23 protein-coding genes and 3 tRNA genes are annotated in these 24,187 nt (G+C 31.2%); 13 read left to right on the forward strand and 13 right to left on the reverse strand.

Annotated elements, in window-relative coordinates; all coding sequences use genetic code 11:
- From ASC41_RS03740 to tgt, 7 genes are all read right to left on the reverse strand, one after another.
- The gene (locus tag ASC41_RS03740) at positions 1-1,185 is read right to left on the reverse strand and encodes a hypothetical protein (protein WP_055435301.1); all 1,185 of its coding nucleotides are present in this window, start codon (positions 1,183-1,185) and stop codon (positions 1-3) included.
- 185 nt (positions 1,186-1,370) lie between these two features.
- Entirely contained in the window at positions 1,371-2,399 is a 1,029-nt protein-coding gene (locus ASC41_RS03745; protein ID WP_055435302.1) for an AI-2E family transporter, read from the reverse strand.
- Between the two features lie 71 nt (positions 2,400-2,470).
- Positions 2,471-4,006 carry a replicative DNA helicase gene (dnaB, locus tag ASC41_RS03750; protein ID WP_055435303.1) on the reverse strand — a complete coding sequence of 512 codons (1,536 nt, stop codon included), beginning with the start codon at positions 4,004-4,006 and terminating at the stop codon, positions 2,471-2,473.
- A gap of 168 nt (positions 4,007-4,174) precedes the next feature.
- On the reverse strand, positions 4,175-5,128 hold the full coding sequence (locus ASC41_RS03755; RefSeq protein WP_055435304.1) for an acetyl-CoA carboxylase carboxyltransferase subunit alpha: 954 nt from the start codon (positions 5,126-5,128) through the stop codon (positions 4,175-4,177).
- A gap of 41 nt (positions 5,129-5,169) precedes the next feature.
- A complete protein-coding gene (locus ASC41_RS03760; RefSeq protein ID WP_055435305.1) occupies positions 5,170-6,084 on the reverse strand; it encodes a DMT family transporter in 915 nt (304 codons plus the stop codon).
- Positions 6,071-7,144 (reverse strand): LptF/LptG family permease, encoded by a 1,074-nt coding sequence (locus ASC41_RS03765; protein WP_083477132.1) that lies wholly within the window; start codon positions 7,142-7,144, stop codon positions 6,071-6,073. Before ASC41_RS03765 ends, ASC41_RS03760 begins: the two co-directional genes overlap by 14 nt.
- 2 nt (positions 7,145-7,146) lie before the next feature.
- Complete coding sequence (gene tgt, locus ASC41_RS03770; protein ID WP_055435307.1) at positions 7,147-8,277, reverse strand: tRNA guanosine(34) transglycosylase Tgt; 1,131 nt, start codon at positions 8,275-8,277, stop codon at positions 7,147-7,149.
- 191 nt (positions 8,278-8,468) lie between these two features.
- Between tgt and ASC41_RS03775 the strand changes: the two genes are divergently transcribed.
- The 3 genes from ASC41_RS03775 to ASC41_RS03785 all read left to right on the forward strand — a co-directional run bounded on the left by ASC41_RS03775 (position 8,469) and on the right by ASC41_RS03785 (position 11,079).
- Positions 8,469-9,314: a transketolase gene (locus ASC41_RS03775; protein ID WP_055435308.1), complete on the forward strand. Its 846-nt coding sequence runs from the start codon at positions 8,469-8,471 to the stop codon at positions 9,312-9,314.
- A 22-nt stretch (positions 9,315-9,336) separates the two neighbouring features.
- Entirely contained in the window at positions 9,337-10,290 is a 954-nt protein-coding gene (locus ASC41_RS03780; protein ID WP_055435309.1) for a transketolase family protein, read from the forward strand.
- A 150-nt stretch (positions 10,291-10,440) separates the two neighbouring features.
- Positions 10,441-11,079: an outer membrane beta-barrel protein gene (locus tag ASC41_RS03785; protein WP_055435310.1), complete on the forward strand. Its 639-nt coding sequence runs from the start codon at positions 10,441-10,443 to the stop codon at positions 11,077-11,079.
- Between the two features lie 62 nt (positions 11,080-11,141).
- Here ASC41_RS03785 and ASC41_RS03790 read toward each other — a convergent pair whose 3' ends face one another.
- Entirely contained in the window at positions 11,142-12,251 is a 1,110-nt protein-coding gene (locus tag ASC41_RS03790) for an FKBP-type peptidyl-prolyl cis-trans isomerase (RefSeq protein WP_055435311.1), read from the reverse strand.
- 79 nt (positions 12,252-12,330) lie between these two features.
- Between ASC41_RS03790 and ASC41_RS03795 the strand changes: the two genes are divergently transcribed.
- Positions 12,331-12,708 (forward strand): RNA-binding S4 domain-containing protein, encoded by a 378-nt coding sequence (locus ASC41_RS03795; RefSeq protein ID WP_055435312.1) that lies wholly within the window; start codon positions 12,331-12,333, stop codon positions 12,706-12,708.
- Positions 12,709-12,735: 27 nt separating this feature from the next.
- Positions 12,736-13,239 carry a phosphoribosyltransferase family protein gene (locus ASC41_RS03800; protein ID WP_055435313.1) on the forward strand — a complete coding sequence of 168 codons (504 nt, stop codon included), beginning with the start codon at positions 12,736-12,738 and terminating at the stop codon, positions 13,237-13,239.
- On the opposite strand, the gene ASC41_RS03805 is transcribed toward ASC41_RS03800, so the two are convergent.
- Positions 13,231-13,749, reverse strand: coding sequence for a shikimate kinase (locus tag ASC41_RS03805; protein WP_055435314.1), 519 nt, complete (start codon positions 13,747-13,749; stop codon positions 13,231-13,233). The two genes, ASC41_RS03800 and ASC41_RS03805, sit on opposite strands and share 9 nt — an antisense overlap.
- 122 nt (positions 13,750-13,871) lie before the next feature.
- Here ASC41_RS03805 and ASC41_RS03810 point away from each other — a divergent pair.
- From ASC41_RS03810 to ASC41_RS03845, 8 genes are all read left to right on the forward strand, one after another.
- Positions 13,872-13,944, forward strand: a tRNA-Lys gene (locus tag ASC41_RS03810).
- 107 nt (positions 13,945-14,051) lie between these two features.
- Positions 14,052-14,124, forward strand: a tRNA-Lys gene (locus ASC41_RS03815).
- 48 nt (positions 14,125-14,172) lie between these two features.
- Positions 14,173-14,257, forward strand: a tRNA-Leu gene (locus ASC41_RS03820).
- Between the two features lie 113 nt (positions 14,258-14,370).
- Entirely contained in the window at positions 14,371-15,270 is a 900-nt protein-coding gene (locus ASC41_RS03825; RefSeq protein ID WP_055435315.1) for a MerR family transcriptional regulator, read from the forward strand.
- A gap of 45 nt (positions 15,271-15,315) precedes the next feature.
- Positions 15,316-16,779 carry a phytoene desaturase family protein gene (locus ASC41_RS03830; protein WP_055435316.1) on the forward strand — a complete coding sequence of 488 codons (1,464 nt, stop codon included), beginning with the start codon at positions 15,316-15,318 and terminating at the stop codon, positions 16,777-16,779.
- A 3-nt stretch (positions 16,780-16,782) separates the two neighbouring features.
- Complete coding sequence (locus ASC41_RS03835; RefSeq protein WP_055435317.1) at positions 16,783-17,622, forward strand: phytoene/squalene synthase family protein; 840 nt, start codon at positions 16,783-16,785, stop codon at positions 17,620-17,622.
- The gene (locus ASC41_RS03840; RefSeq protein ID WP_055435318.1) at positions 17,622-18,071 is read left to right on the forward strand and encodes a sterol desaturase family protein; all 450 of its coding nucleotides are present in this window, start codon (positions 17,622-17,624) and stop codon (positions 18,069-18,071) included. The genes ASC41_RS03835 and ASC41_RS03840 overlap by 1 nt, the downstream gene beginning before the upstream one ends.
- 10 nt (positions 18,072-18,081) lie before the next feature.
- Entirely contained in the window at positions 18,082-19,227 is a 1,146-nt protein-coding gene (locus tag ASC41_RS03845; protein ID WP_055435319.1) for a lycopene cyclase family protein, read from the forward strand.
- Here the strand turns inward: ASC41_RS03845 and ASC41_RS03850 are convergent.
- From ASC41_RS03850 to ASC41_RS03865, 4 genes are all read right to left on the reverse strand, one after another.
- A complete protein-coding gene (locus ASC41_RS03850; protein WP_055435320.1) occupies positions 19,222-19,785 on the reverse strand; it encodes a TlpA family protein disulfide reductase in 564 nt (187 codons plus the stop codon). The genes ASC41_RS03845 and ASC41_RS03850 overlap by 6 nt on opposite strands.
- Before the next feature lie 124 nt (positions 19,786-19,909).
- Positions 19,910-20,779, reverse strand: a complete 870-nt coding sequence (locus tag ASC41_RS03855; RefSeq protein ID WP_055435321.1) for an anti-sigma factor — start codon at positions 20,777-20,779, stop codon at positions 19,910-19,912.
- A 186-nt stretch (positions 20,780-20,965) separates the two neighbouring features.
- Positions 20,966-21,637 carry a Crp/Fnr family transcriptional regulator gene (locus ASC41_RS03860; protein ID WP_055435322.1) on the reverse strand — a complete coding sequence of 224 codons (672 nt, stop codon included), beginning with the start codon at positions 21,635-21,637 and terminating at the stop codon, positions 20,966-20,968.
- A gap of 124 nt (positions 21,638-21,761) precedes the next feature.
- Positions 21,762-24,029 carry an aconitate hydratase gene (locus ASC41_RS03865; protein WP_055435323.1) on the reverse strand — a complete coding sequence of 756 codons (2,268 nt, stop codon included), beginning with the start codon at positions 24,027-24,029 and terminating at the stop codon, positions 21,762-21,764.
- Positions 24,030-24,187 lie beyond the last annotated feature (158 nt).

Raw genomic sequence — 24,187 nt, forward strand, 5'->3', positions numbered from 1 at the left:
CTAGGTCTTTTGCTTCTTCTTTTTAGCAGCAGGAAATAATACATTATTAAGTATTAATCTATAACCTGGAGATGTTGGATGTAGATCCAATTCTGTTTTCGGGTCGCCTACTTTGTGTGTGTAATCTTCAGGATCATGACCTCCATAAAATGTAAAAAAACCTTTTCCTTTAATACCATGAATGTATTTTGCTTCTCCGTTTGTTCTGTTTTCACCCAAAACAAGTACGTTACTCTTAATTTGTTCTCGAGTAAAGGATGTTGTTTGTCCCATAAAACCTTTTACTAAAGCTGTATGATTTTGACATAACATAGTTGGTATTGGATCCCATTTTGCCGAGAAATCCATTAAAGAAAAGTAGTCCGTTTGTTTTGGTATTTTTCGTTTTGGAGTCATATCTATACTAGAAAATTCGTAAACTAATGGACTACGTTCTAATATAAAATCTTTAAATGCAAAGGTTTTGTGGTACTGTATTTTAGATTGGTAGTTAGCATCACTAGCATCTCCATCGAACATTGGTTCGCAAATATCCACACCTTCTGCCGACAATGCAATATCAAAACTATCTGTTGCACTACACATAGCAAACATAAAACCACCTCCAACAACGTAATCTCTAATTTTTAATGCTACATCTCGTTTTTCGTTAGAGACTTTACTATAACCTAATTTTGTTGCTAGATCTTCAGCAGATTTTTTTTCTTCAATATACCAAGCTGCTGTTTTATATCTTGAATAGAACTTACCAAACTGTCCTGTAAAATCTTCGTGATGAAGATGTAACCAATCGTACAAGATCAGTTCATCTTTTAAAACATCTTCATCATATATTGTTTCATAAGGAATCTCAGCATAAGTTAATACCATTGTTACGGCATCATCCCAAGGTAATTTTCCTTTTGGTGTGTATACTGCTATTTTTGGTGCTTTTTCTAAAACTACAGCTTCCATGTTTTTACTAGGACTACTAATTTCTTTAAGGATACCTTCTGCTCTATCACTACTTAAAATTTCAAAACTAACACCTCTAATTTTGCATTCTTTCTGAATTTGATTAGTGTCCGGTAACAAAAAAGAACCACCTCTATAGTTTAATAACCATTTTACTTTAATGTCTTTAGCTAATGTCCAATAAGTTATACCGTATGCTTTTAAATGGTTTTCCTGAGTTTCTGCATCCATAGGTATCAAAATATACGATGCGTAACTTTGACTTGAAATTAGAAGAATTAATATGAATAGTATTTTTTTCATTGCCTTGTAGATAATTATTTCAAAAATTGATTTGCATTAAAATAATCTAGTTGAAAGATAATCAAAAAATTATTCCTTTCTAAAAATGGTATAGCAGAAACTGCAGTAATTAATTATCCAGAAATAAGCTTAGCGATCTCTCTTGTACTAGAAAATTGCTCGAAAATAATTTTAAGGAACACAGTAATAGGAATTGCCATTATTAAGCCTGGAACACCCCAAATAAATCCCCAAAACATTAAAGAGACTAATACTGTAATAACATTTATAGAAAAAGATTTACCCATAAAAATAGGCTCTAATATACTACCATAAAGTACTTGTGCACCTGCAATTGCAATAATAAAAAACAATAATGTACTTGAAACTTCTAATTCTACAAAGGCAAAAATAGATAGTAAAATAACTGTAATAAAAGAACCAACCATTTGTACAAAGTTGATTAAGAAAGCAAATAATCCCCAAAAAATTGGGAAGCTAACATCAAAAAAATAACATGCTAGGCCTGTAAACACACCTGTTAAAAAACTAACTAACACTTTTACTTTTATAAATTTTATTAAATCGTTTTCAATTTTAATAAATGTTTTTATAGATTGGTGCCTTTTCTTTAATAAAGTTTTATTTAAAAGGTTTTCAATATTTATAGATTCGGCTAACCAAAGAACAACAAAAAACACAGTCATTAACAAAGCTGTAAGCGACTTACTAACAACACTTAAAGTGTTACCAAAATTATTAAAAATTGCTTCTTTATTAAGAAAACGCGATAATTTTGCATTATCTTTTTTTATAGTGTCTGTACCAAAAACAGATTCTACTTCGTAGACTAAATCATTAACTTTAGTTTCTGCTTTTAATAGAAAGGAAGAATCGCTTTCCATTATCTGCTTGCTAGATAATTTAACTAGCTCTATTCCAAACTTAGTACCAAGTATTATAATTAATAATACAATACAAATACTAATAATTTTATGTACTCCTCTACGTTTTAAAAAACGCATAAGTGGCAAAAATAATAAGGCTATAAACATTGAAAAAACCAATGGCACAAAAATAAAGGATAGTGTTTTAAGTAAATAAAACACTATAGGAATTACTATAATTAAAAGTAAATAATTTGTGGTGCGGAGTTTATCCATTATTGTTACACTTATTTTTAAGTAAAGATAATTTAATGTATACTTTTATTTATAAAATTTAACAGTAGTTTTTAAAAAGGTACTTCATCGTCTGGAGCTCCAAATGCATCTTCGGGAGAAGCTGCAAAATTATCTGCTTTGAATGTATTTTCATTATCACCTCCATTCATTTTACTATGAAACTCTTGACCAGATGAAAAAGGCGTATCAAAATCATCAAGATTGTCGAACTTACCTAAGTTTCCAATAAACTTTAAACGAATATTTTCTAATCCACCATTTCTATGTTTTGCAACAATAAACTCACCTTGTCCTGCTGTAGGAGATTGGTCGTCATCATCCCATTCATCAATTTTATAGTATTCTGGTCTATATATAAATGATACAATATCAGCATCCTGCTCAATTGCTCCAGATTCACGTAAATCTGACAGTAAAGGTCTTTTACTACCTCCACGCGTTTCTACAGCACGCGAAAGTTGCGACAGTGCAATTACTGGAACTTCTAATTCTTTTGCTAATGCTTTTAAGTTTCTAGAAATAGTCGATATCTCCTGCTCCCTGTTTCCTCCACTACCTGCAGCCGTCATAAGCTGTAGATAATCAATCATTATCATTTTAATTCCATGCTGCGAAGCTAAACGCCTTGCTTTTGCACGTAAATCGAAAATAGAAAGTGATGGTGTATCATCAATAAACAAAGGTGCTTTTTCAAGTGCTTTTACCTTAACATTTAATTGTTCCCACTCGTGTTTTTCTAATTTTCCTGTTCTTAGTTTTTCTGAAGACAATCCTGTTTCACTTGAAATTAGTCTTGTTATTAACTGTACAGAAGCCATCTCTAAAGAGAAAAAAGCTACAGGAACATTATGCATTACGGCTATATTTCTAGCCATTGTTAAAGTAAAGGCTGTTTTACCCATACCTGGACGTGCAGCAACAATAATTAAATCACTTGGTTGCCATCCAGAGGTTAATTTATCGAGTTTATCGAAACCAGAAGGCACTCCACTCATTCCATCTTTCTTAGAAATCTCTTCAATTTTCTTTTTGGCTTGTATTACTAAATCTTGTGCTGTTTCACTCGATTTTTTAATATTCCCTTGAGTTACTTCATACAACTTAGATTCGGCCATATCCAGCAAATCGAAAACATCTTGCGTTTCATCGTAAGCCGTTTCTATAATTTCACTTGAAATTTTAATTAAGCTTCGCTGAATAAATTTCTGCAAAATAATACGTGCATGAAATTCGATATGTGCAGAAGAAGACACCTTTTGTGTTAAAGAAATAAGGTAAAAATCGCCTCCAGCTAGATCTAACTTTGCATTTGTTTTTAACTGTGTTGAAACTGTTAATAAGTCAATAGGTTGACTTTCTTGAAACAACATAAATATAGCTTCAAAAATATGTTGATGTGCTTCTTTATAAAATGCATCAGCACTTAAAATATCGATTACTTCATCTACACCTTTTTTATCAATCATCATAGCACCAAGCACAACCTCTTCTAAATCAAGGGCTTGTGGTGGTATTTTTCCTTTTTCAAGAGAGATAATTGTACTTTTATCTACTTTATATCCAGATACATTTTGTGGTTGCTTCATGTTAAGCGAAAGTAAAACAATTGTTAACAGGATGTGACTTTTAATGATAATCAATCTTCACACCTCATTAACAATTTAACTGTTAATAAGTTAATAATATTGTTAATAAGCATAAAAAAATCTGAAAGAGTAACTTTCAGATTTTAATATTATAAGTATTTATTACTGTTAGCCTTTGTAAACTCCCATTTGAGAATATTTATCCATACGCTGAGCAACTAAATCTTTTGGTGATAAGTTTTTTAACTCATCAAAAGTTTTTTCGATAGCATTTTTAACTGCTAAAAATGTTTTATCTCTATTACTATGTGCACCTCCTAAAGGCTCTTTAATAATCTCGTCTACTATCTTCATTTTTTTCATGTCGTTAGCAGTTAATTTTAAAGCTTCGGCAGCTTGTTCTTTATACTCCCAACTTCTCCATAAAATTGAAGAACAAGATTCTGGAGATATTACAGAATACCATGTGTTTTCTAACATTAGTACCTTATCTCCTACTCCAATACCTAAAGCTCCACCAGAAGCACCTTCTCCTATTACAATTGTAATAATTGGCACTTTAAGACGAGTCATTTCTAGAATATTTCTAGCAATAGCTTCACCTTGACCACGTTCTTCTGCTTCTAAACCTGGATAAGCTCCCGGAGTATCTAATAGTGTAATTACAGGAATACCAAACTTCTCAGCAGATTTCATTAAGCGTAAAGCTTTACGATAACCTTCAGGGTTTGCCATCCCAAAGTTTCTATATTGTCTTGTTTTAGTGTTGTATCCTTTTTGTTGACCAATAATCATGTAACTCTGGTCACCAATTTTACCTAAACCACCAATCATGGCTTTATCGTCTTTAAAATTACGATCTCCGTGCAACTCTAAAAAAGAGTCTCCACATAGAGCTTTAATGTAATCTAAAGTATAAGGCCTATTAGGGTGACGTGACATTTGTACACGCTGCCAAGGTGTTAGGTTTTTATAGATTTCCTTTTTAGTCGCTACAAGCTTTTTCTCGATCTGCTTACAAGTTTCTGTAACATCGACATCGCTCTCTTCACCAATAATTTGACATTTGCCTAATTGGTCTTCTAGCTCTTTTATTGGTAATTCAAATTCTAAATATTCCATTGAGAATTGTATTAATATAATTTCTTAGTTAGCTTACAAAACTACACAAATTTTTCGTTTTGTCTCCTCTTATTTTTAAAGGCTTTTTTGTTTTTTATTATTCCGTTTAATAAAACGGTAGTCAATATTATAAGTGCTCCATAGTAAAACGAAGGCGTCATAGTCTCTGTTTGTGGAAATATAATAAGTGCCAAAACAACACCATAAATAGGTTCTAAATTATAGGTAAGCACTACTGTATATGGGCTAATTTGCTTCATTACATATACTGATGCGATAAAAGCATAGGTTGTACAAATAGTAGCTAAAATTAGTAGATAAATAAAATCTTGACTATTTAATTGAAAATATTCTACAGAGAAACCATCTCCAAATATTAATATAAAAAGTGAAATAAAAATAACACCAGCTAAAAACTCGTAAAATGAAATTTTTGTTGCTGAATCTTTCTCAAGAAATTTACCGTTTAACACTGCAAACAACGATGAAAAAAAGGCTGACGAAATACCCAATATAATTCCGGTTATATGCTTCATCTCTGTCTGTAAAATAATTGCAATGCCTATAATTACTATAATTCCGAATAAAATTTCATACCAAATAACTTTTCTTTTGTAGACTATTGGCTCTATAAACGAAGCAAAAAACGCTCCTGTAGAAAACATTGCTAATGCTATTGAAATATTAGAAGCATCTATAGATCCGAAAAAAGTAATCCAATGTAATGCAATAATAACTCCGGCAATAGAGAATTTAGTAAGTGTTTTTCTTTTTATTGAAATATCAATTTTAGCTATTTTTATGTAAACAAACATAAATATAATCGCAATTACCATACGATACCATACTAAAGAAACTGCTTCTATAGTAATAAGCTTTCCTAGAATAGCTGTAAATCCAGCTATAAAGACTAAAAAATGTAGGTGTAAATAATTTTTGAGTTTATCGTTTAGCATTGTATAATAATATAACTGCTAAAATACCGAAAATAACATTTGGAAACCAAACGGCTATTAATGGTGAAAAATCAGATTGTGCAGCCATAGTACCAAAGACTTTATCGAAGAATACAAATATCATAGCAATTGTAATACCAAAAGCAAGGTTTACTCCCATCCCACCTCTTCTCTTTATAGAAGATACTGCAACAGCTATAATAGTTAATATAAATACAGAAACCGGTAAACTCCATTTTCTATACAATTCTAACTTATACCTCCCAATATTGGAAGATCCTCTTTTTTCTTCTCGTGAAATAAAACGTTTTAAATCTATATAATTTAGCGTCTCTGCTATATAATCATCTGGAACTAAATCTTCTAACTCGAAACTAAAAATAGTATCTTTTCTTCTTTCACTTTCAAGAATATCTTTTCCATCTGTTACAGTACGCTTAAAGTAATTACGCATTATATAAATAGAATCCTCTTGCATATATCTAATACTGTTTGCGTTAATTTTATAAGTCATTTTATCTCCTTCAAAATGTTCTAAAGAGAAATTTAAACCTTGAGCTCTGGATGCATCAAAACTACTAACGTAAATAATGTCATTATCATTAATCTGTTTATAGAGTTTCTGATTTTGAGTACTTTTCTTTCCTTTTAAATATTTGTATTGAAAATCGTTAAAACCTTTGCTAGCGTTTGGTGCTAGATATAAACCTAAAACAATAGATATCAATCCAACAATAGTAGCTCCAATTAAATAAGGTCTTAAAAATCTTGAAAATGAAACTCCCGAACTTAAAAAAGCAACAATCTCTGTATTATTAGCTAATTTGGAAGTAAACCATATTACCGAAAGAAATAGAAATAACGGAAACAATAAGTGCGCAAAGTACACAGTGAAATCTAATAGATATATCATAACTTCTCCAAAAGGAGCATCGCGCTCTAATATTTTACCAATTTTTTCTGCAAGATGCACTGTTATTCCAATAGGAATAAACAGTAATATCATCATTAAAAATGTGAGTAAATATCGTTTTAATATGTACCAGTCAAGTATTTTCAATATTAAAGTCTTTTATCCATTTGTTTTACCATCATATCTTTCCAGGTTCTAAAATCTCCTGCCAAGATATGTTTTCTCGCTTCACGAACCAACCACATATAAAAACCTAAGTTATGTATCGTTGCTATTTGCGCTGCTAATCTTTCGTTTACTGTAAATAAATGCCTTACATAAGCTTTAGAATAATCTGTATCGACCCATGTAATAGCCATTTCATCTAAAGCAGAAAAATCGTCTCTCCATTTTAAATTTTTAATATTTATAGACCCGTGTGCTGTAAACAACATTCCGTTTCTTGCATTTCTTGTTGGCATAACACAATCAAACATATCTACTCCTAATGCAATATTTTCTAATATATTAATAGGTGTACCAACTCCCATTAAGTATCGTGGCTTATCTTCTGGCAAAATATCTGTTACTATCTCTGTCATAGCATACATTTCTTCTGCTGGTTCTCCAACAGATAATCCTCCAATGGCATTACCTACCGCTCCTGCATTTGCTATGTACTCAGCAGATTGCTTACGCAAATCTTTATAAGTACTTCCTTGTACAATTGGAAAAAAAGCTTGAGAATAATCGTACTTAAAAGGTGTTTTTTCTAAATGATTAATACACCTATCCAACCATCTATGTGTCATTTTCATAGAACGTTTGGCGTAATTATAATCGCATGGATATGGTGTACACTCATCAAAAGCCATAATAATATCGGCACCAATGCTACGTTGAATTTCCATTACACTTTCTGGTGTAAATGTATGGTAACTTCCATCTATGTGAGATTTAAACTTTACGCCTTCTTCTTTAATTTTTCTATTAGCAGATAAAGAATAAACTTGATAACCTCCAGAATCGGTTAAAATATTACGATCCCAGTTCATAAATTTATGTAAACCTCCAGCTTTTTCTAAAACGTCTATTTGAGGTCTTAAATATAAATGATAGGTGTTTCCTAAAATAATATCTGGATTAATATCATTTTTAAGCTCACGTTGGTGTACTCCTTTTACAGATGCAACTGTGCCAACAGGCATAAAAATTGGTGTTTCAATTACACCATGATCTGTAGTAAGTACTCCAGCTCTTGCACTACTTTGTGCGTCTTTACCTTTTAATTCGAATGTCATATTAATGGAAATATTCAGCTTGTAAAGATAATTAACAAAATAACATACGTTCTTAAACATTTAATAAAATTATAAAAAGTTTGAAATTGTTAGCAAATCGTATCAATTCGTTAATAAATGCCTTCACTCTATCTTTGTATTACTTCTATAAAAAAGTTATTTTTGATACTTTATAAATCAAGCTAAAAACAATGGCAAACACACAACAATTAGAAGACATTACAACTCAAGTTCGTAGAGATATTTTACGAATGGTTCACAAAGTAAATTCTGGACACCCAGGAGGTTCTTTAGGATGCGCAGAATTCTTTGTTTCGCTTTACAACGAAATAATGGATAGAAAAGAAGGTTTCGACATGGATGGTATTGGAGAGGATTTATTTTTCCTATCTAATGGTCACATTTCACCTGTTTACTATAGTGTTTTAGCAAGATCTGGTTATTTTCCTGTAGAAGAGTTAAATACTTTTAGATTATTAAACACACGTTTACAAGGACACCCAACTACTCATGAAGGATTACCTGGTGTTCGTATAGCATCTGGTTCTTTAGGACAAGGTATGAGTGTAGCACTTGGTGCAGCACAAGCTAAAAAATTAAATGGTTGCAATCATTTAATTTATAGTTTACATGGAGATGGTGAATTACAAGAAGGTCAAAATTGGGAAGCTATTATGTATGCTGCAGGAAAAAATGTAGATAACATAATTGCTACAATTGATTTAAACGGACAGCAAATTGATGGTTCTACAGATACAGTATTACCTATGGGTAGTATAAAAGATAAGTTTGAAGCATTTGGTTGGACTGTTTTAGAAATTGAAGAAGGTAATAATATAGAAGCTATTTTAAAAGGAATGGCAGAAGCAAAATCTTTAACAGGAAAAGGGAAGCCTGTTTGTGTACTATTAAAAACAGTTATGGGTAATGGAATTGATTTCATGATGCATACACATGCTTGGCATGGAAAAGCACCCAACGATGAGCAATTAGCAATTGGTTTAGCACAAAATCCTGAAACTTTAGGAGATTATTAATCCTTCAAATTAAGAGACAAAGATGAAAACATACGAAAATCAAGGAAATAAAGATACTCGCTCAGGATTTGGAGCAGGATTAACAGAATTAGGAAGAACGAACCCAAATGTAGTTGCATTATGTGCAGATTTAATTGGTTCATTAAAAATGGATCAATTTATTGAAGAAAATCCAGAACGTTTTTTTCAAATAGGAATTGCAGAAGCAAACATGATGTGTATTGCAGCTGGTTTAACTATTGGAGGAAAAATACCATTTACAGGAACTTTTGCTAACTTTTCTACTGGTCGTGTTTATGATCAAATAAGACAAAGTATTGCTTATTCTGATAAAAATGTAAAGATTTGTGCATCTCACGCAGGTTTAACTTTAGGAGAAGATGGTGCAACTCACCAAATTCTTGAAGATATTGGATTAATGAAAATGTTACCTGGAATGACTGTAATTAACACTTGTGATTACAACCAAACTAAAGCTGCAACTATTGCTATTGCGGAACATAAAGGGCCTGTTTATTTGCGTTTTGGAAGACCAAAAGTAGCAAACTTCACTCCGGTTGATCAAAATTTTGAAATCGGAAAAGCATTACATTTAGTAGATGGTACTGATGTAACTATAGTTGCAACTGGACATTTAGTTTGGGAAGCACTCGAAGCTGCTAAAACCTTAAATGAAAAAGGAATATCTGCTGAAGTTATAGATATACACACTATAAAGCCATTAGATGCTAAAGCAATTTTAGACTCTGTAAGCAAAACAAAATGTATTGTTACTGCTGAAGAGCATAACCACTTAGGTGGACTTGGAGAGAGTGTTGCAAGAGTATTATCTCAACACAATCCCACTCCGCAAGAGTTTATTGCAACTAACGATACCTTTGGAGAGTCTGGAACACCAGCTCAACTTATGGAAAAGTACGGTTTAAATGCGGACGCTATTATTAAAGCTTGCGAAAAAGTTATTAAAAGAAAATAGTACTCTATAAAAATTGAATATTAAAGAGGCTAAAAATAATTATTTTTAGCCTCTTTTTTATTTAGTATTATCTTAAAATCTAATAGCATTAGAAAATATATTGGCACGATTTTCGTTTAATTCTATAATTCACATTAAAAAGCGATAATTATGAGGAATTTTGAAAAGCATCAAAGTCACTTAAATGATAAAAGTGATTTAAGGAAGAAAATATACTTATCAGTAATTTTTATTTTAGCTATTATCTCATCATCAGTAGCACAAAATGGAAGCGGGTTTGGTATTAAAGGTGGTGTAAATTACAATGCTAATGGCGATTATTTTAATTCCATTAGTAATACTTCTGAGGATCCAACACGAGCTATAGGCTATCACATTGGTATATTTGGTAAACTAGGTGATAAAATTTACTTAAAACCAGAACTTATGTATACTAAAACAACTAGTGAATATGATACTGGAGATTTTGAGCAAAAACGTATTGATGCTCCTGTTTTAGTTGGTATTAAAATTTTAGGACCAATAAGTGTTTTTGCAGGTCCTGCATTTCAATATATTTTAGATTCAAATATTGAAAATGTAAAAATAGATGATATAGAAAATGATTTTACTATTGGCTTAAACTTTGGAGTCGCTTTAAATTTTGATTCTGTTGGAATAGATTTACGTTACGAACGTAGTTTTACAGATAATGAAGCAACCATTATTACAAATAATTCTACAGTAAACGTAGGAAGGTTAGATACAAGATCTAACCAATTAATATTAAGTCTTTCTATTAAACTATAAAATATCTGACATTAAAAAAGCTAAATGCATTGATAGTGCTTTTTTAATATTAAATGTAAACTCTATTCTAACTCTGTTGTAATATCAGAATTTAAATAGTTTGGTACAGAAACACCGTTTACGATTGTTGCAGGGACAATTAATGTATGCAATGTGTATGTACCATCTTGTTCTGCTTCAATACTAATGAGAATTTCATCTATAGCCGCATTCGCAGTAAAGTAAGCTTGAGCTTCTGCCTTAGACATGAATTGATTTGTTCCGTCGTCTTCGTACTCCTTTTGTTGAACTTCATCTATAGTTAATACACCGTCTCCATCATCGTCATTATCTATAAAATTCACAAGAGCATCTCCATCAGTATCGTCATCTTCTTCAGTATAATCTCCATCCAGATGCTCTAAATGAGAAGGTATTCCATCTAAATCGTAATCTGTATTACTTCTAGAAATTACTTTTAAATTAAAAAATAGTGGTGAATATTGAGGTATTATACCTACTGGGTTAGAAAAATAACCTAATCCTGAAGGCATGAAGACTACTCCAATACCATGATCTTTATATGTTATTGAACCATCTGTATTTTCTATATAACTTGTAGCTGTTTTAAATTCTACTATTCCTTCTTTGAAACCTGCTACTACACCCCCAACACTTCCAACAGCTGTTAAATTAAAAGGTTGTCCTTCTTCAACACCAACAGCACTATCAAAAACAGAACCATCTGGAGTTGTACCACTATACGCCATAGCAGCACTATCTAATGGGCTTACACTATCTCCTTCTCCTTCCCTAACTTTTAATATATAAAGTTTATAATCTATATCATCTTGCTCAACTGTTTTAATATCTAACCTTGGGTAAACACCCTCTGCTTGATCTAAATAATAAATAATAGGTGTTTTATCTTGAGTGCTATTAGCCAAAGAAATAGTATCTAAAATTACAGAAAACTCATTATTTGATGGATTTGCAGCATCTGTAAAATCAAAATCCTCATAATTAAAGAAGTGTGTTTCAAAATAGGCTATAATCTCTTCTTCGTTTTCATCGTAAACTTCTTGTCTATCTCTTATTGCAATAGTTTCGAAGCCAGCATCATCATCTGATCCACATGAGAACCCAACAAATAGTATAGATAAAGTTGGAATTAAAAATTTTCTTAAATTCATTTTTGCTTATTTTTGGGTGCAAGATAAACTATATAATAATTTTGCACAATATCATTAACGTAGAATTAAGTTAAATTATATGCGAATTGACAAATATTTATGGTGTGTTAGGTATTTCAAGACTAGAAATATAGCTACAACAGCATGTAAAAAAGGACACATAAAGATTAATGGACAAGTTGTTAAGCCTAGTAGAGAAGTCTACCCTACAGATAAAATTGAGTTAAGAAAGAATCAAATTAACTACACTGTTTCTGTTTTAGATATCCCACTAAACCGCGTTGGAGCAAAACTAGTTGATATTTATAGAGTAGATACTACACCCAAATCTGCCTTCGAATCTCAAGAACTTCTTAAATTTGCAAAAGATTATTATAGAAAAAAAGGAACAGGAAGACCTACAAAAAAAGACAGAAGAGCCATTGATGATGTCTATAAAGAAAACGAAGAAGAATAACTTCCATTTAAATTAAAACAGCAAAACATGACTACTTTAAAAAATTGCATTCTTTCTCATGATGAGATAACACATAAAATAAGAAGAATCGCCTATCAAATTTATGAAGCTAATAGTAATGAAACTGAAATTATTTTAGCAGGAATAGATTCTAATGGGTACATTTTAGCAAAAAAACTAAAATCAGTTTTAAGTAAAATATCTCCAATAAAGCCAATTCTGTGTAAAGTAATAATAGATAAGAAAAACCCACTAGAAGCAATAAAAACATCAATTTCTAAAGAAGATTACACAAACAAGTCGGTAATTCTTATTGATGATGTTTTAAACTCTGGCACAACATTAATATATGGCGTTAAACATTTTTTAGATGTTCCACTAAAGAAATTTAAAACAGCTGTATTAGTTAATAGAAACCATAAAAAATATCCTGTTAAAGCAGATTTTAAAGGCATTTCTCTTTCCACTTCTTTAAACGAGCATGTTGAAGTAATTCTAGAAGATAAAAACTTTGAAGTAAATTTAAAATAATTGAAGTAAAATGTCTTCTATTATATCGTCTGCCTTTCCGTTAGCATTTATTTTCACTTCTGACATATTATAATACGAGCCTCTTTCAAAAAGGTGCTTACCTATAAACTCCATTAATAACTCATCTGTTTTAATATGAGATATTAATGGTCTTTTAGATTTTTCATTATTAAGTCTATTAGCTAAAACAGGAATACTAGCGTTTAGATACACTGTTTTTAAATCTTTATTAGCTAATAAGCTTTCCATAGTGTTATAATAACATGGTGTTCCACCTCCTAAAGAAATTACTGTATTACTAGAATTTTTAACTAAAATATCTAAATACTCCTTCTCCTTCTTTCTAAAATACAATTCTCCTGAGTCTGAAAAGATTTCTTTTATAGTTTTATCTTCACCTTTTTCGATAGCATTATCTAAATCTTGAAAGGTATAGTTTAATGTTTTTGCTAATTCAACCCCAATTTTAGACTTTCCAGAAGCCATGTATCCAATTAAAACAATATTCATTTTCGCCTTTATTATTTGATTATTAAACAACTATAATTTGAGAGAACAAAAAAACAAAAAAAAAATATAAATACGCTTGCAATACTAATAAAAGGTTCTATATTTGCACCCGAATAACGAATGACCTGGTAGCTCAGTTGGTAGAGCATCTCCCTTTTAAGGAGAGGGTCCTGGGTTCGAGCCCCAGCCCGGTCACTAAAGAAGTTAAGTCAATCTTAGCTTCTTTTATTTTTTTAATAAGCAAATTGCAAATATTATTGCTCATTATCATAAAATTTATATATTTGCATCCGATTACAAATGACCTGGTAGCTCAGTTGGTAGAGCATCTCCCTTTTAAGGAGAGGGTCCTGGGTTCGAGCCCCAGCCCGGTCACTAAAAAAGTTAAGCTATTTTGCTTAACTTTTTTTTACTTTAAATTTAGCGCACGTGGCGGAATTGGTAGACGTGCTGGCTTGAGGGGCCAGTGATTATTATGATCGTGGAAGTTCGAATCTTCTCGTGCGCACAATTAAATTCTTCTTTTTAGATTACTCTTCAACTTCTTATTTTACAATTTGTTTTAAAAATTTTAATACTTAACACTATTGTGTTATTTTGTTTAACTATTTTAGCAATACTATGAACAATATTAAAACAAACTTTAGCATTAAAGATCTTGAAAACCTTTCTGGCGTCAAGGCACATACTATAAGAATTTGGGAAAAAAGATACATGCTACTTGAACCCAATAGATCTGACACTAACATTAGAAACTATAATCTTGAAAGTTTACAGAAACTTTTAAATATTACTTACCTAAACAATAATGGTATAAAAATATCTAAAATAGCAGAGTTAAACGAACAAGACATTACTGAAAAAGTTAAAGAAATTGCTTTATTAGAGAAAAATGAAGATGATGCTATAAATGCACTAAAGATTTCAATGTTAAATTTTGACCAAGTCTTGTTTAATAAAACTTACGATAAACAAATAGAAAAGAAAGCGTTTAAAGATATATTTTATTCTATTTTCTTACCACTATTTAATGACATTGGTTTGTTGTGGCAAACGAATACTATAATACCTGCTCATGAAAATTTCATTTCTACATTAGTAAAACAAAAAGTATTAATTAATATAGAAAGACTAACAAACTCTACTCCTAAGCATGAAACTAAAACATTCGTTTTATTCTTACCTGAAAATGAAATTCATGATATTGGTTTATTATTTGTAAATTATGAACTAATAAGTAGAGGTTACAAAACTATTTATCTTGGAGAAAGTGTTCCTTTAGATAATTTAAGCAATTTTAAAACTCTTTTTAAAGATATTACGTTTATAACTTACTTTACGGTTAAACCTGATAATAAGGATATGTACTCTTACATAAATAATTTTAATAAACAAATTACGAATAATGGAAAAGCAAATCTTTGTATATTAGGTTATAAAACAAGTATTCTTAATGAAGAAAAGTTTCCAAAAGGCATCTATAAATTTAACTCAATAGAAAGTTTATTAAACTCGATATAGATAAAAAACAGTTTTGTTTAATTATTTATTATATTTGTTAAACAAATGAAAAAAACTATACACATATTAGGTTCTGGTTTCTCATCATTATCTGCTGCGTGCTACTTAGCCCAGTCAGGTAACGAAGTAACTATTTTTGAAAAAAACGCCACTATTGGTGGTCGGGCAAGACAATTAAAAAAAGACGGTTTCACTTTTGATATTGGGCCAACATGGTATTGGATGCCTGATGTTTTTGAGCGATTTTTTAATGACTTCAAAACAAAACCATCAGATTATTACACTTTAGAAAAACTAAATCCAGCATACAGTGTCTATTTTGGAAAAGATGATTATATCACTATTGAAGATACAATAGAAAAAATATATTCAGCTTTCGAAAAAGAAGAAGCAGGAAGTTCCAAAAAACTAAAAAAATTTATTGACAACGCACAAAACAACTACGATGTTGCAATAAAAGATTTAGTTTACAGACCGGGCGTTTCACCTTTAGAATTAGTAACTCCTGTTACCATAAAAAAAATAAGTCAATTTTTAAGTACTATAAAGCGAGACGTTAGAAAAGAATTTAAAAATGAACGATTAGCTCAAATACTAGAATTTCCAGTTCTATTTTTAGGTGCTAAACCAAGCAATACTCCTTCTTTTTATAGTTTCATGAATTACGCTGATTTTGGAATAGGGACATTTCATCCTAAAAAAGGAATGTACCAAGTAGTTCTTGCCATGGAAGCTTTAGCTAAATCTCTTGGAGTTATTATTAAAACTGAAAGTCCGATTGATAAAATTATAGTAGATAATGGAAAAGCTACAGGTATTATTTCTAACGGAGAAACATATACAGCTGATATTATTTTAAGTGGTGCAGATTACCACCATAGTGAAACTTTACTTGACAAAAAATACAGACAATATTCTGAAAAATATTGGAGCAAAAAGACATTTGCGCCTTCATCATTACTATTTTATGTTGGTTTTGATAAAAAATTAAAAAATGTAAATCATCATACTTTATTTTTTGATGTTGATTTTGATGTTCATGCCCAAGATATTTACGATGATCCAAAATGGCCTGAAAACCCATTGTTTTATGCAAGTTTCCCTAGTATTACAGATGATAGTTCTGCTCCAAATGGAAAAGAGGCAGGAATATTTTTAATCCCGTTAGCTCCCGGAATAGAAGATAACGAAACATTAAGAGAGCAATATTTTGAAAAAATTATAACTCGTTTTGAGAACTTAACCTCTCAAAAAGTTAGAGGTTCCATTCTTTTTAAAGAATCTTTTTGCGTAAACGATTTTACTAAAGATTACAACTCTTATAAAGGTAATGCTTATGGAATGGCAAACACTTTATTACAAACTGCTTTTTTAAGACCTAATTTAAAGAGTAGTAAAGTTGATAACTTATATTTTACTGGTCAATTAACAGTTCCTGGACCTGGTGTTCCTCCAGCTCTTATTTCTGGAAAGTTAGTTGCAGGATTAATTAAAAAACACCATAATTAATTTATGAAAGCATTATTTGATACCGTTTCTAATAGCTGTAGTAAGATTGTAACTCAATCTTATAGCACTTCTTTTTCTATGGCAACCAAAATGCTTGCGACTACAATAAGACAAGATATTTACAATATTTATGGCTTTGTTAGGTTTGCTGATGAAATTGTAGATTCCTTTCATGATTATGATAAGGAAACATTATTTAAAAGATTTGAAGCAGATTTAGAAATCGCTTTAGCAGATAAAATAAGTTTAAATCCTATTCTTAATGCCTTTCAACATACTTACCATAAGTATAATATTGAAAAGCATATGGTAGATTCTTTTATGAAGAGTATGAAACTTGATCTCACTAAAACGACATATTTAACCGAAAACGAATACAACGATTACATTTATGGTTCTGCAGATGTTGTTGGACTTATGTGTTTAAAAGTTTTTGTTAATGGAAATACAGAAGAATATAACAAACTTAAAAGTTCTGCAATGTCGTTAGGTTCTGCTTTTCAAAAAGTAAACTTCTTAAGAGATTTAAAAGCAGATTTCGATGTTTTAGAACGCACATATTTTCCAAATACAGATTTAAATAATCTTGATGAAATTGCAAAAGAATTGATTATTAAAGATATTGAAAATGACTTTTCTAAAGGCCTTGAAGGTATAAAACTACTACCTATCGAAGCCAAATTTGGTGTTTTTATGGCTTACCGCTATTACAGTCAGCTATTAAAAAAACTAAAAAAGACACCCGCTTTAGATATAAAAAATACCCGAGTAAGAGTTCCTAATTATAAAAAAGTAGAACTTTTAACTAGGAGTTACGTAAAATATCAACTAAATTTATTGTAATGCAAACTCTATTCTGGATACTCGTTTTTTTAGCAACATTTAGTGCCATGGAATTTATGGCTTGGTTTACACATAAGTACATTATGCATGGTTTTTTATGGTCTTTACACAAAGATCATCATCACAAAGATCATGATAGTTGGTTTGAGCGTAATGATGCTTTTTTTATTTTTTATGCCATAGTAAGCATGACCTGTTTTTACCTTTGGAGTTACGAAGGTGTTTGGTATTGCCTACCAATTGCGCTAGGTATAATGGCCTATGGTGCTTCATATTTTATTGTTCACGATATTTTTATTCACCAACGTTTTAAACTTTTAAGAAATTCTAATAATTGGTATGCCAAAGGTTTAAGACGTGCTCACAAAATGCACCACAAACATTTAGGAAAAGGAGATGGAGAATGTTTTGGGATGCTATTTGTTCCGTTTAAATATTTTAAGCGATAAGCTCTGTTGAATGAATAATAGAGAGTCTTACGATTATATTATTGTTGGTAACGGTCTTGCTGGTTTACAGTTAGCTTTATCATTTGCTCAAGATCCTTTTTTTGAAGAAAAACAGATTGCTTTAATAGATAAGTCTACCAAGCAAGAGAACGATAAAACTTGGAGTTTTTGGGAAAAAGGAAAAGGTAAATGGGATAATATTATTGAAAAATCGTGGGAAGAAGCAATGTTCTACTCTTCGGAAAAACAGATTACTCTAAACCTTAATCCTTATACTTATAAAACCATACGTGCTTTAGATTTTTATTCTGAAGCCAAACGTATACTTTCAAAAAAATCTAATATTCATTTTATTACAGATGAAGTTCTTTTAGTTGAAGATTCTGCCAAACCAATTGTAAAAACAACATCTAACTCCTACTCTGCTCATCATATTTTTGATAGTAGAATTGCAGAAGACTATTTTTCAGAATTAAATAATTACACCAAAGTTATTCAGCATTTTAAAGGTTGGATAATTGAAAGTAAAACACCAGTATTTAATCCAGAACAGTTTACAATGATGGATTACAGGCTTAAAGATGGAGAGCAAACAACATTTACTTATGTTTTGCCTTTTTCTAAAACCAAAGCTCTTGTAGAATTTACTTATTTTACTCCTAATTTAGTAGATGAAGAAACCTACGATAAGTACATAGAAGAGTATATTAAAAGTATTTTAAAAATTGAAAATTATAGAATAGTTGAAACTGAAAGCGGAAAGATACCGATGACGAATTTTCCTTTCGAAAATTATTCAACTAAAAATATAACAAAAATTGGTACTGCTGGTGGTTGGGTAAAAGGCTCAACAGGATACTCTTTTAAACATACAGAAAAAAAAGTTGAAATAATAACTGAAAATTTAAAACAAAACAAGCCTGCATCTACTGCCTTATTTAAATTGAAATATAAGTTTTACGATAAGATTTTCTTGAAAGTTTTACACGATGAAAATGAAAAAGGCGAATGGCTTTTCGAACAATTTTATGATAAAAACTCTATTGAAACAATGTTTAGATTTTTAGACGAGGAATCTTCATTTTTAGAAGAATTAAAAATTATGAAATCGTTATTTTCTTCAGCATTTATAAAAGCCTTTTTTAAAACGTTATAATTTAAGCAATTCGTCTATAGTTTTACGAACAGTTTCACTATTCCAATTTGCGGCACCAGATTCATCAATAATAATATTTCCTTCACTATCTATTAAAAAAGTTCTAGGAATACTTGATACGTTAAACGTTTCTGGAGCACGAGATAGAGGTGTGTATGTTTTAAAATTATAATTCTTTTTTTCTAAGAATTTTTTAATCACTTCCTGCTTTTCGTTAGATACTATAACAAATTCAATTTTATCGCCATAATCATTATACAATTCTTGAATAGAAGGCATTTCGGCAATACATGGAGGGCACCAAGTTGCCCACATATTTAAAAATATAATCTTCCCTTTTGTTTTATTTAATTGAAAACTATTACTTTCTAAATCCTGTAACTGCCAGTTATAACTACTTACTTGTTTATAATCTTCGTTTTTCTCTACACTTGGACTTAATTTAGCTATTACTGTATGTAATGCTATTTGAATTTGTTGTCTTGTTTGTGGAATAACCATTAAAGCAATAATTACTATAAAGATTACATTTTTAATTGAAATTTTTCCTTTTCCCATAGCTCTAAAAATAATGAAGCGTTAATTATATAATTAACGCTTCAAATCTAATAAAAAACAAACTATACTACTTACTCTAATAAATCTAATTTACTCGAGTCTACAATAGTATTTTTTAATACTTTTATCTTGTTACTGTTCCTGTAGGTAAAGACCCTAAATTTAAACCAAAATCATGAGTTGCTGGTGCAACTTCTGTTCCTGCTGTACCAACTAATGGTTTTAACGCAAAAGGTGCTGGTGAATTATCTGGAACTGGTTCTACTGAAATAACAACAGTACGTCCTCTAACATCTAAAGGAAAAGTTTCTCCTGCTGGTGCTTCTTGAAAGAAATCTTCTCCTGGAATAGGAGGTCCTGCTGAATCTCCACTAAATGGAGCATTATTATCTGCTGTATTAAATTCTGTAAAAGTACCTGTTGTTAATGGACCTGTTTCTCCTACTACCCAACCTTCGTAAGCCCAACCTTCTGGTAAAACTGGCAGTGTAAAGTTAGCTGTTGGTGGTGCTCCTGGTGTTCCGAACCATACACCGCTTTCGTCGTTTCCATTATTAGTTCCCATTTCGTCTGTTGGTGTTCTTAAAAAGAAAGCTCCTGAAGAAGTAGTAAAATCTCCTACAATACCCGTACTTACCATTGCTGCATCTCCAGAAAAGTCTCCTGCTAATACCTTAGTAGCTGCTGGTAATGGATCTGGATCTACTGTTGGCTCTACTGAAAGTACAAAGGTAGTTGCTGCATTTAATTGAGAAGTATTTACTTGAAATGTTTGTGGAAAATCTACAGAACTAAATCTTCCAGTCGATACTGGGCTACCGTCTACTATAACCCAACCTTCGTATACAAAATCGTCTCCAAGTGCTTCTAACCCACTAAAATCAATTGTTAAACCAGAAGTTGTTGATACTGCTACTGCTGCATCGTCGTCGTTACTACAAGAGGTGGCAAAAAATCCTAATGCCAAAGCTCCTAAAATCATTTTTTTAATCATTGCTGTTTTTTTAAAGTTTGTATTTGTTATTACAAAATTAAGCTAGCAACTTCGTTCTAAATGTTAGCTAGCTAACACAACTTGATTTTTATAAAAAAATATTAAATAAAAACAAAAGAGCCATAGTTTTCACTACAGCTCTTGATGTTATTCAATTTTTAATTGAAAAAAAAGGGATTCTTATAACTAGGCAATTCTTTTATACATGGTAATTTCATTTCTATTAAAATCTAAAATCTTGGCCTCCTTTAATTCATTAATTAAAATATTTAAAGTTGGTCTAGAAGTTCCAATTAAAGAGGCAATATCTTTTTGAGTGTAAGGATGCTTAATGACGTGATCTCCAGTTTTTGGACAATCGTATCCATAATCCACACACAGTTCATCTAAAAAATCTAACAATCTTGTTTTAGTATCTTTAAACATTAAAAGCTGAAGACGTCTTTCTAATTTTTTAAATTTAAAGCCAATAAACTTATACACCTTAAAACTAAACGTTTGGTTATCCCTCATTAGTTCATGCATAGTATCTACACTTATTGGACAAATTGAAGTACTATTATCTATAGATTGCGCAAACTCATCACGTTTTAATTCTCCTAAAATAGCCTTTTCACCAAACAGCTGACCTTTAGATAATATTGCTTTTACAACCTCTTTACCGTCTTCACTATAATAGCCAACTTTAACTTTACCTTTTTCTATTAAGTAAACTTTGTTTGCAGAATCTTCGGTGAAATAAATGTAGTCTTTCTTTTTATAAGCATCGAAATCGTGATCTTTCTTATATGCTTTAAACTTATGTGGACATAATACTTTGAAGAGGTTTGTATCTTCAAAAAACCAAAGTGAATTCATAATATATTGCTTGTTGGTTAATAGATAGTTATTGGTCTATTTTTATCGATATTACTTACAATACAGCATAAAAAAAACTCCTAAAGATTATTAGGAGTTTTTAAATTGTAATAAGAAGTGCTAATTATGCATTCTCTTTCTTTATTAAATTTAATGCAGAACCTTCATTATACCAATCTATTTGAGGTTGGTTATATGTATGATTAAGCATAATAATATCTTTACTACCATCTGCATGAACAGCTTCTAGTGTTAATTGTTTTCCTGGTGCAAAATCAGCCATATCAACAAAGTTGTATGTATCATCCTCCTGGATTAAATCGTAATCACTTTCTGTAGCAAATGTTAAACCTAACATTCCTTGTTTTTTCAAGTTTGTTTCGTGAATACGTGCAAAAGATTTTACAATAACAGCTACAACACCTAAGTGTCTTGGCTCCATTGCTGCATGCTCTCTTGAAGATCCTTCACCATAGTTATGATCTCCAACTACAATTGTAGGAACACCTGCAGCTTTATATGCTCTTGCCGTATCTGGCACACCACCAAACTCTCCTGTTAATTGATTTTTAACAAAGTTGGTTTTCTTACCAAATGCGTTAACTGCACCTATTAAACAGTTATTAGAAATATTATCTAAATGTCCACGGAAACGTAACCAAGGTCCAGCCATAGAAATATGATCTGTTGTACATTTTCCAAATGCCTTTATTAATAATTTAGCACCTTTAATTTCACTTCCAATTGGAGTAAATGGTGTTAATAATTGTAAACGTTCTGATGTTGGACTAACAACAACTTCCACTCCGCTTCCATCTGCCATAGGCGCTAAGAAACCATTATCTTTAACTTCGAAACCTTTTGGAGGTAACTCCCATCCTGTAGGCTCATCGAACATTACTTCTTCTCCGTTTTCATTAATTAAACTATCTGTTAACGGATTAAAATCTAAACGACCTGCAATTGCAATTGCAGCAGTAATTTCTGGAGATGCTACAAAGGCATGTGTATTTGGGTTTCCATCGGCACGCTTAGCAAAGTTTCTATTAAAAGAGTGTACAATACTATTTTTAGGTGCATTTTTAGGATCGCTATATCTTGCCCATTGCCCAATACATGGTCCGCAAGCATTTGTAAATATTTTAGCGTCTAGTTTTTCGAATATTCCAAGAATACCATCTCTATCTGCAGTATATCTTACTTTTTCTGAACCAGGATTAATTCCTAATTCTGATTTCATTTTTAAACCTTTATCTATAGCTTGTTGTGCAATAGAAGACGCACGAGATAAATCTTCGTAAGAAGAGTTTGTACAAGACCCTATTAATCCCCATTCAACATTTATTGGCCAATCGTTTGCTTTTGCAGCCGCACCCATATCTTTACCAATTTGAGTTGATAAATCTGGTGTAAAAGGTCCGTTTAATAATGGCCCTAATTCTGATAAGTTGATTTCTATAACTTGATCGAAGTATTGTTCTGGATTAGCATAAACTTCAGCATCAGCTGTTAAATATGGTCTAATTTTATTTGCTTCATCTGCAACATCTGCTCTATCTGTAGCACGTAAATAACGTTCCATAGAATCATCGTAACCAAAAGTAGAAGTTGTTGCTCCTATTTCCGCTCCCATATTGCAAATAGTTCCTTTTCCTGTACAAGACATAGAAGTTGCTCCTTCACCAAAGTACTCAACAATAGCTCCTGTTCCTCCTTTAGCAGATACAATTCCTGCTACTTTTAATATCACATCTTTTGGTGCTGTCCAACCTGATAATTTACCTGTTAATTTAACACCAATTAATTTAGGAAATTTAAGTTCCCAAGCCATTCCTGCCATAACATCTACAGCATCTGCACCACCAACTCCAATAGCAACCATTCCTAGTCCACCGGCGTTAACGGTATGAGAATCTGTTCCAATCATCATTCCTCCTGGAAATGCATAATTTTCTAATACCACTTGGTGAATAATTCCTGCTCCTGGTTTCCAGAAACCTAAACCGTATTTATTTGATACAGATTCTAAGAAATTAAAAACTTCACTAGAAACATCATTAGCATGTTTTAAATCTGTAGAAGCACCGTCTTTTGCTTGTATTAAGTGATCGCAATGTGCAGTAGTAGGAACAGCAACTTTACTTTTTCCTGCTTGCATAAATTGCAACAACGCCATTTGAGCTGTTGCATCTTGTAAAGCAATACGATCTGGTGAAAAATCTACATAATCTTCACCTCTAGTAAAAGCTTTAGTTGCTTTACCATCCCAAAGGTGATTATATAAAATTTTCTCTGAAAGTGTTAACGGTTTACCAACAACTTCACGAGCTGCATCAACGCGTTCTGCCATTTGGCTGTAAACCTTCTTAATCATATCAATATCGAATGCCATACTATTTATTTTTAAATTTTATTCTACTAATATACAAAATAGAGATTGGCTTTAAAAGCTGCAAAGCTATTATAGATTGATTCTAAAATAGAAATTTTCTATGCTAGTAATTTTTTAAGTTTTAACAATAAAAAAAGCCTGAATCTAAAATTCAGGCT

Source organism: Lacinutrix algicola (genome assembly GCF_001418085.1).
Lineage (GTDB): Bacteria > Bacteroidota > Bacteroidia > Flavobacteriales > Flavobacteriaceae > Lacinutrix > Lacinutrix algicola.

Coding starts and splice junctions, on each gene's coding strand:
- ASC41_RS03740 (WP_055435301.1), bottom strand. CDS start 1,185: ATGGATGCAGAAACTCAGGAAAACCATTTAAAAGCATACGGTATAACT.
- ASC41_RS03745 (WP_055435302.1), bottom strand. CDS start 2,399: ATGGATAAACTCCGCACCACAAATTATTTACTTTTAATTATAGTAATT.
- dnaB (WP_055435303.1), bottom strand. CDS start 4,006: ATGAAGCAACCACAAAATGTATCTGGATATAAAGTAGATAAAAGTACA.
- ASC41_RS03755 (WP_055435304.1), bottom strand. CDS start 5,128: ATGGAATATTTAGAATTTGAATTACCAATAAAAGAGCTAGAAGACCAA.
- ASC41_RS03760 (WP_055435305.1), bottom strand. CDS start 6,084: ATGCTAAACGATAAACTCAAAAATTATTTACACCTACATTTTTTAGTC.
- tgt (WP_055435307.1), bottom strand. CDS start 8,277: ATGACATTCGAATTAAAAGGTAAAGACGCACAAAGTAGTGCAAGAGCT.
- ASC41_RS03775 (WP_055435308.1), top strand. CDS start 8,469: ATGGCAAACACACAACAATTAGAAGACATTACAACTCAAGTTCGTAGA.
- ASC41_RS03780 (WP_055435309.1), top strand. CDS start 9,337: ATGAAAACATACGAAAATCAAGGAAATAAAGATACTCGCTCAGGATTT.
- ASC41_RS03785 (WP_055435310.1), top strand. CDS start 10,441: ATGAGGAATTTTGAAAAGCATCAAAGTCACTTAAATGATAAAAGTGAT.
- ASC41_RS03790 (WP_055435311.1), bottom strand. CDS start 12,251: ATGAATTTAAGAAAATTTTTAATTCCAACTTTATCTATACTATTTGTT.
- ASC41_RS03795 (WP_055435312.1), top strand. CDS start 12,331: ATGCGAATTGACAAATATTTATGGTGTGTTAGGTATTTCAAGACTAGA.
- ASC41_RS03800 (WP_055435313.1), top strand. CDS start 12,736: ATGACTACTTTAAAAAATTGCATTCTTTCTCATGATGAGATAACACAT.
- ASC41_RS03805 (WP_055435314.1), bottom strand. CDS start 13,749: ATGAATATTGTTTTAATTGGATACATGGCTTCTGGAAAGTCTAAAATT.
- ASC41_RS03825 (WP_055435315.1), top strand. CDS start 14,371: ATGAACAATATTAAAACAAACTTTAGCATTAAAGATCTTGAAAACCTT.
- ASC41_RS03830 (WP_055435316.1), top strand. CDS start 15,316: ATGAAAAAAACTATACACATATTAGGTTCTGGTTTCTCATCATTATCT.
- ASC41_RS03835 (WP_055435317.1), top strand. CDS start 16,783: ATGAAAGCATTATTTGATACCGTTTCTAATAGCTGTAGTAAGATTGTA.
- ASC41_RS03840 (WP_055435318.1), top strand. CDS start 17,622: ATGCAAACTCTATTCTGGATACTCGTTTTTTTAGCAACATTTAGTGCC.
- ASC41_RS03845 (WP_055435319.1), top strand. CDS start 18,082: ATGAATAATAGAGAGTCTTACGATTATATTATTGTTGGTAACGGTCTT.
- ASC41_RS03850 (WP_055435320.1), bottom strand. CDS start 19,785: ATGGGAAAAGGAAAAATTTCAATTAAAAATGTAATCTTTATAGTAATT.
- ASC41_RS03855 (WP_055435321.1), bottom strand. CDS start 20,779: ATGATTAAAAAAATGATTTTAGGAGCTTTGGCATTAGGATTTTTTGCC.
- ASC41_RS03860 (WP_055435322.1), bottom strand. CDS start 21,637: ATGAATTCACTTTGGTTTTTTGAAGATACAAACCTCTTCAAAGTATTA.
- ASC41_RS03865 (WP_055435323.1), bottom strand. CDS start 24,029: ATGGCATTCGATATTGATATGATTAAGAAGGTTTACAGCCAAATGGCA.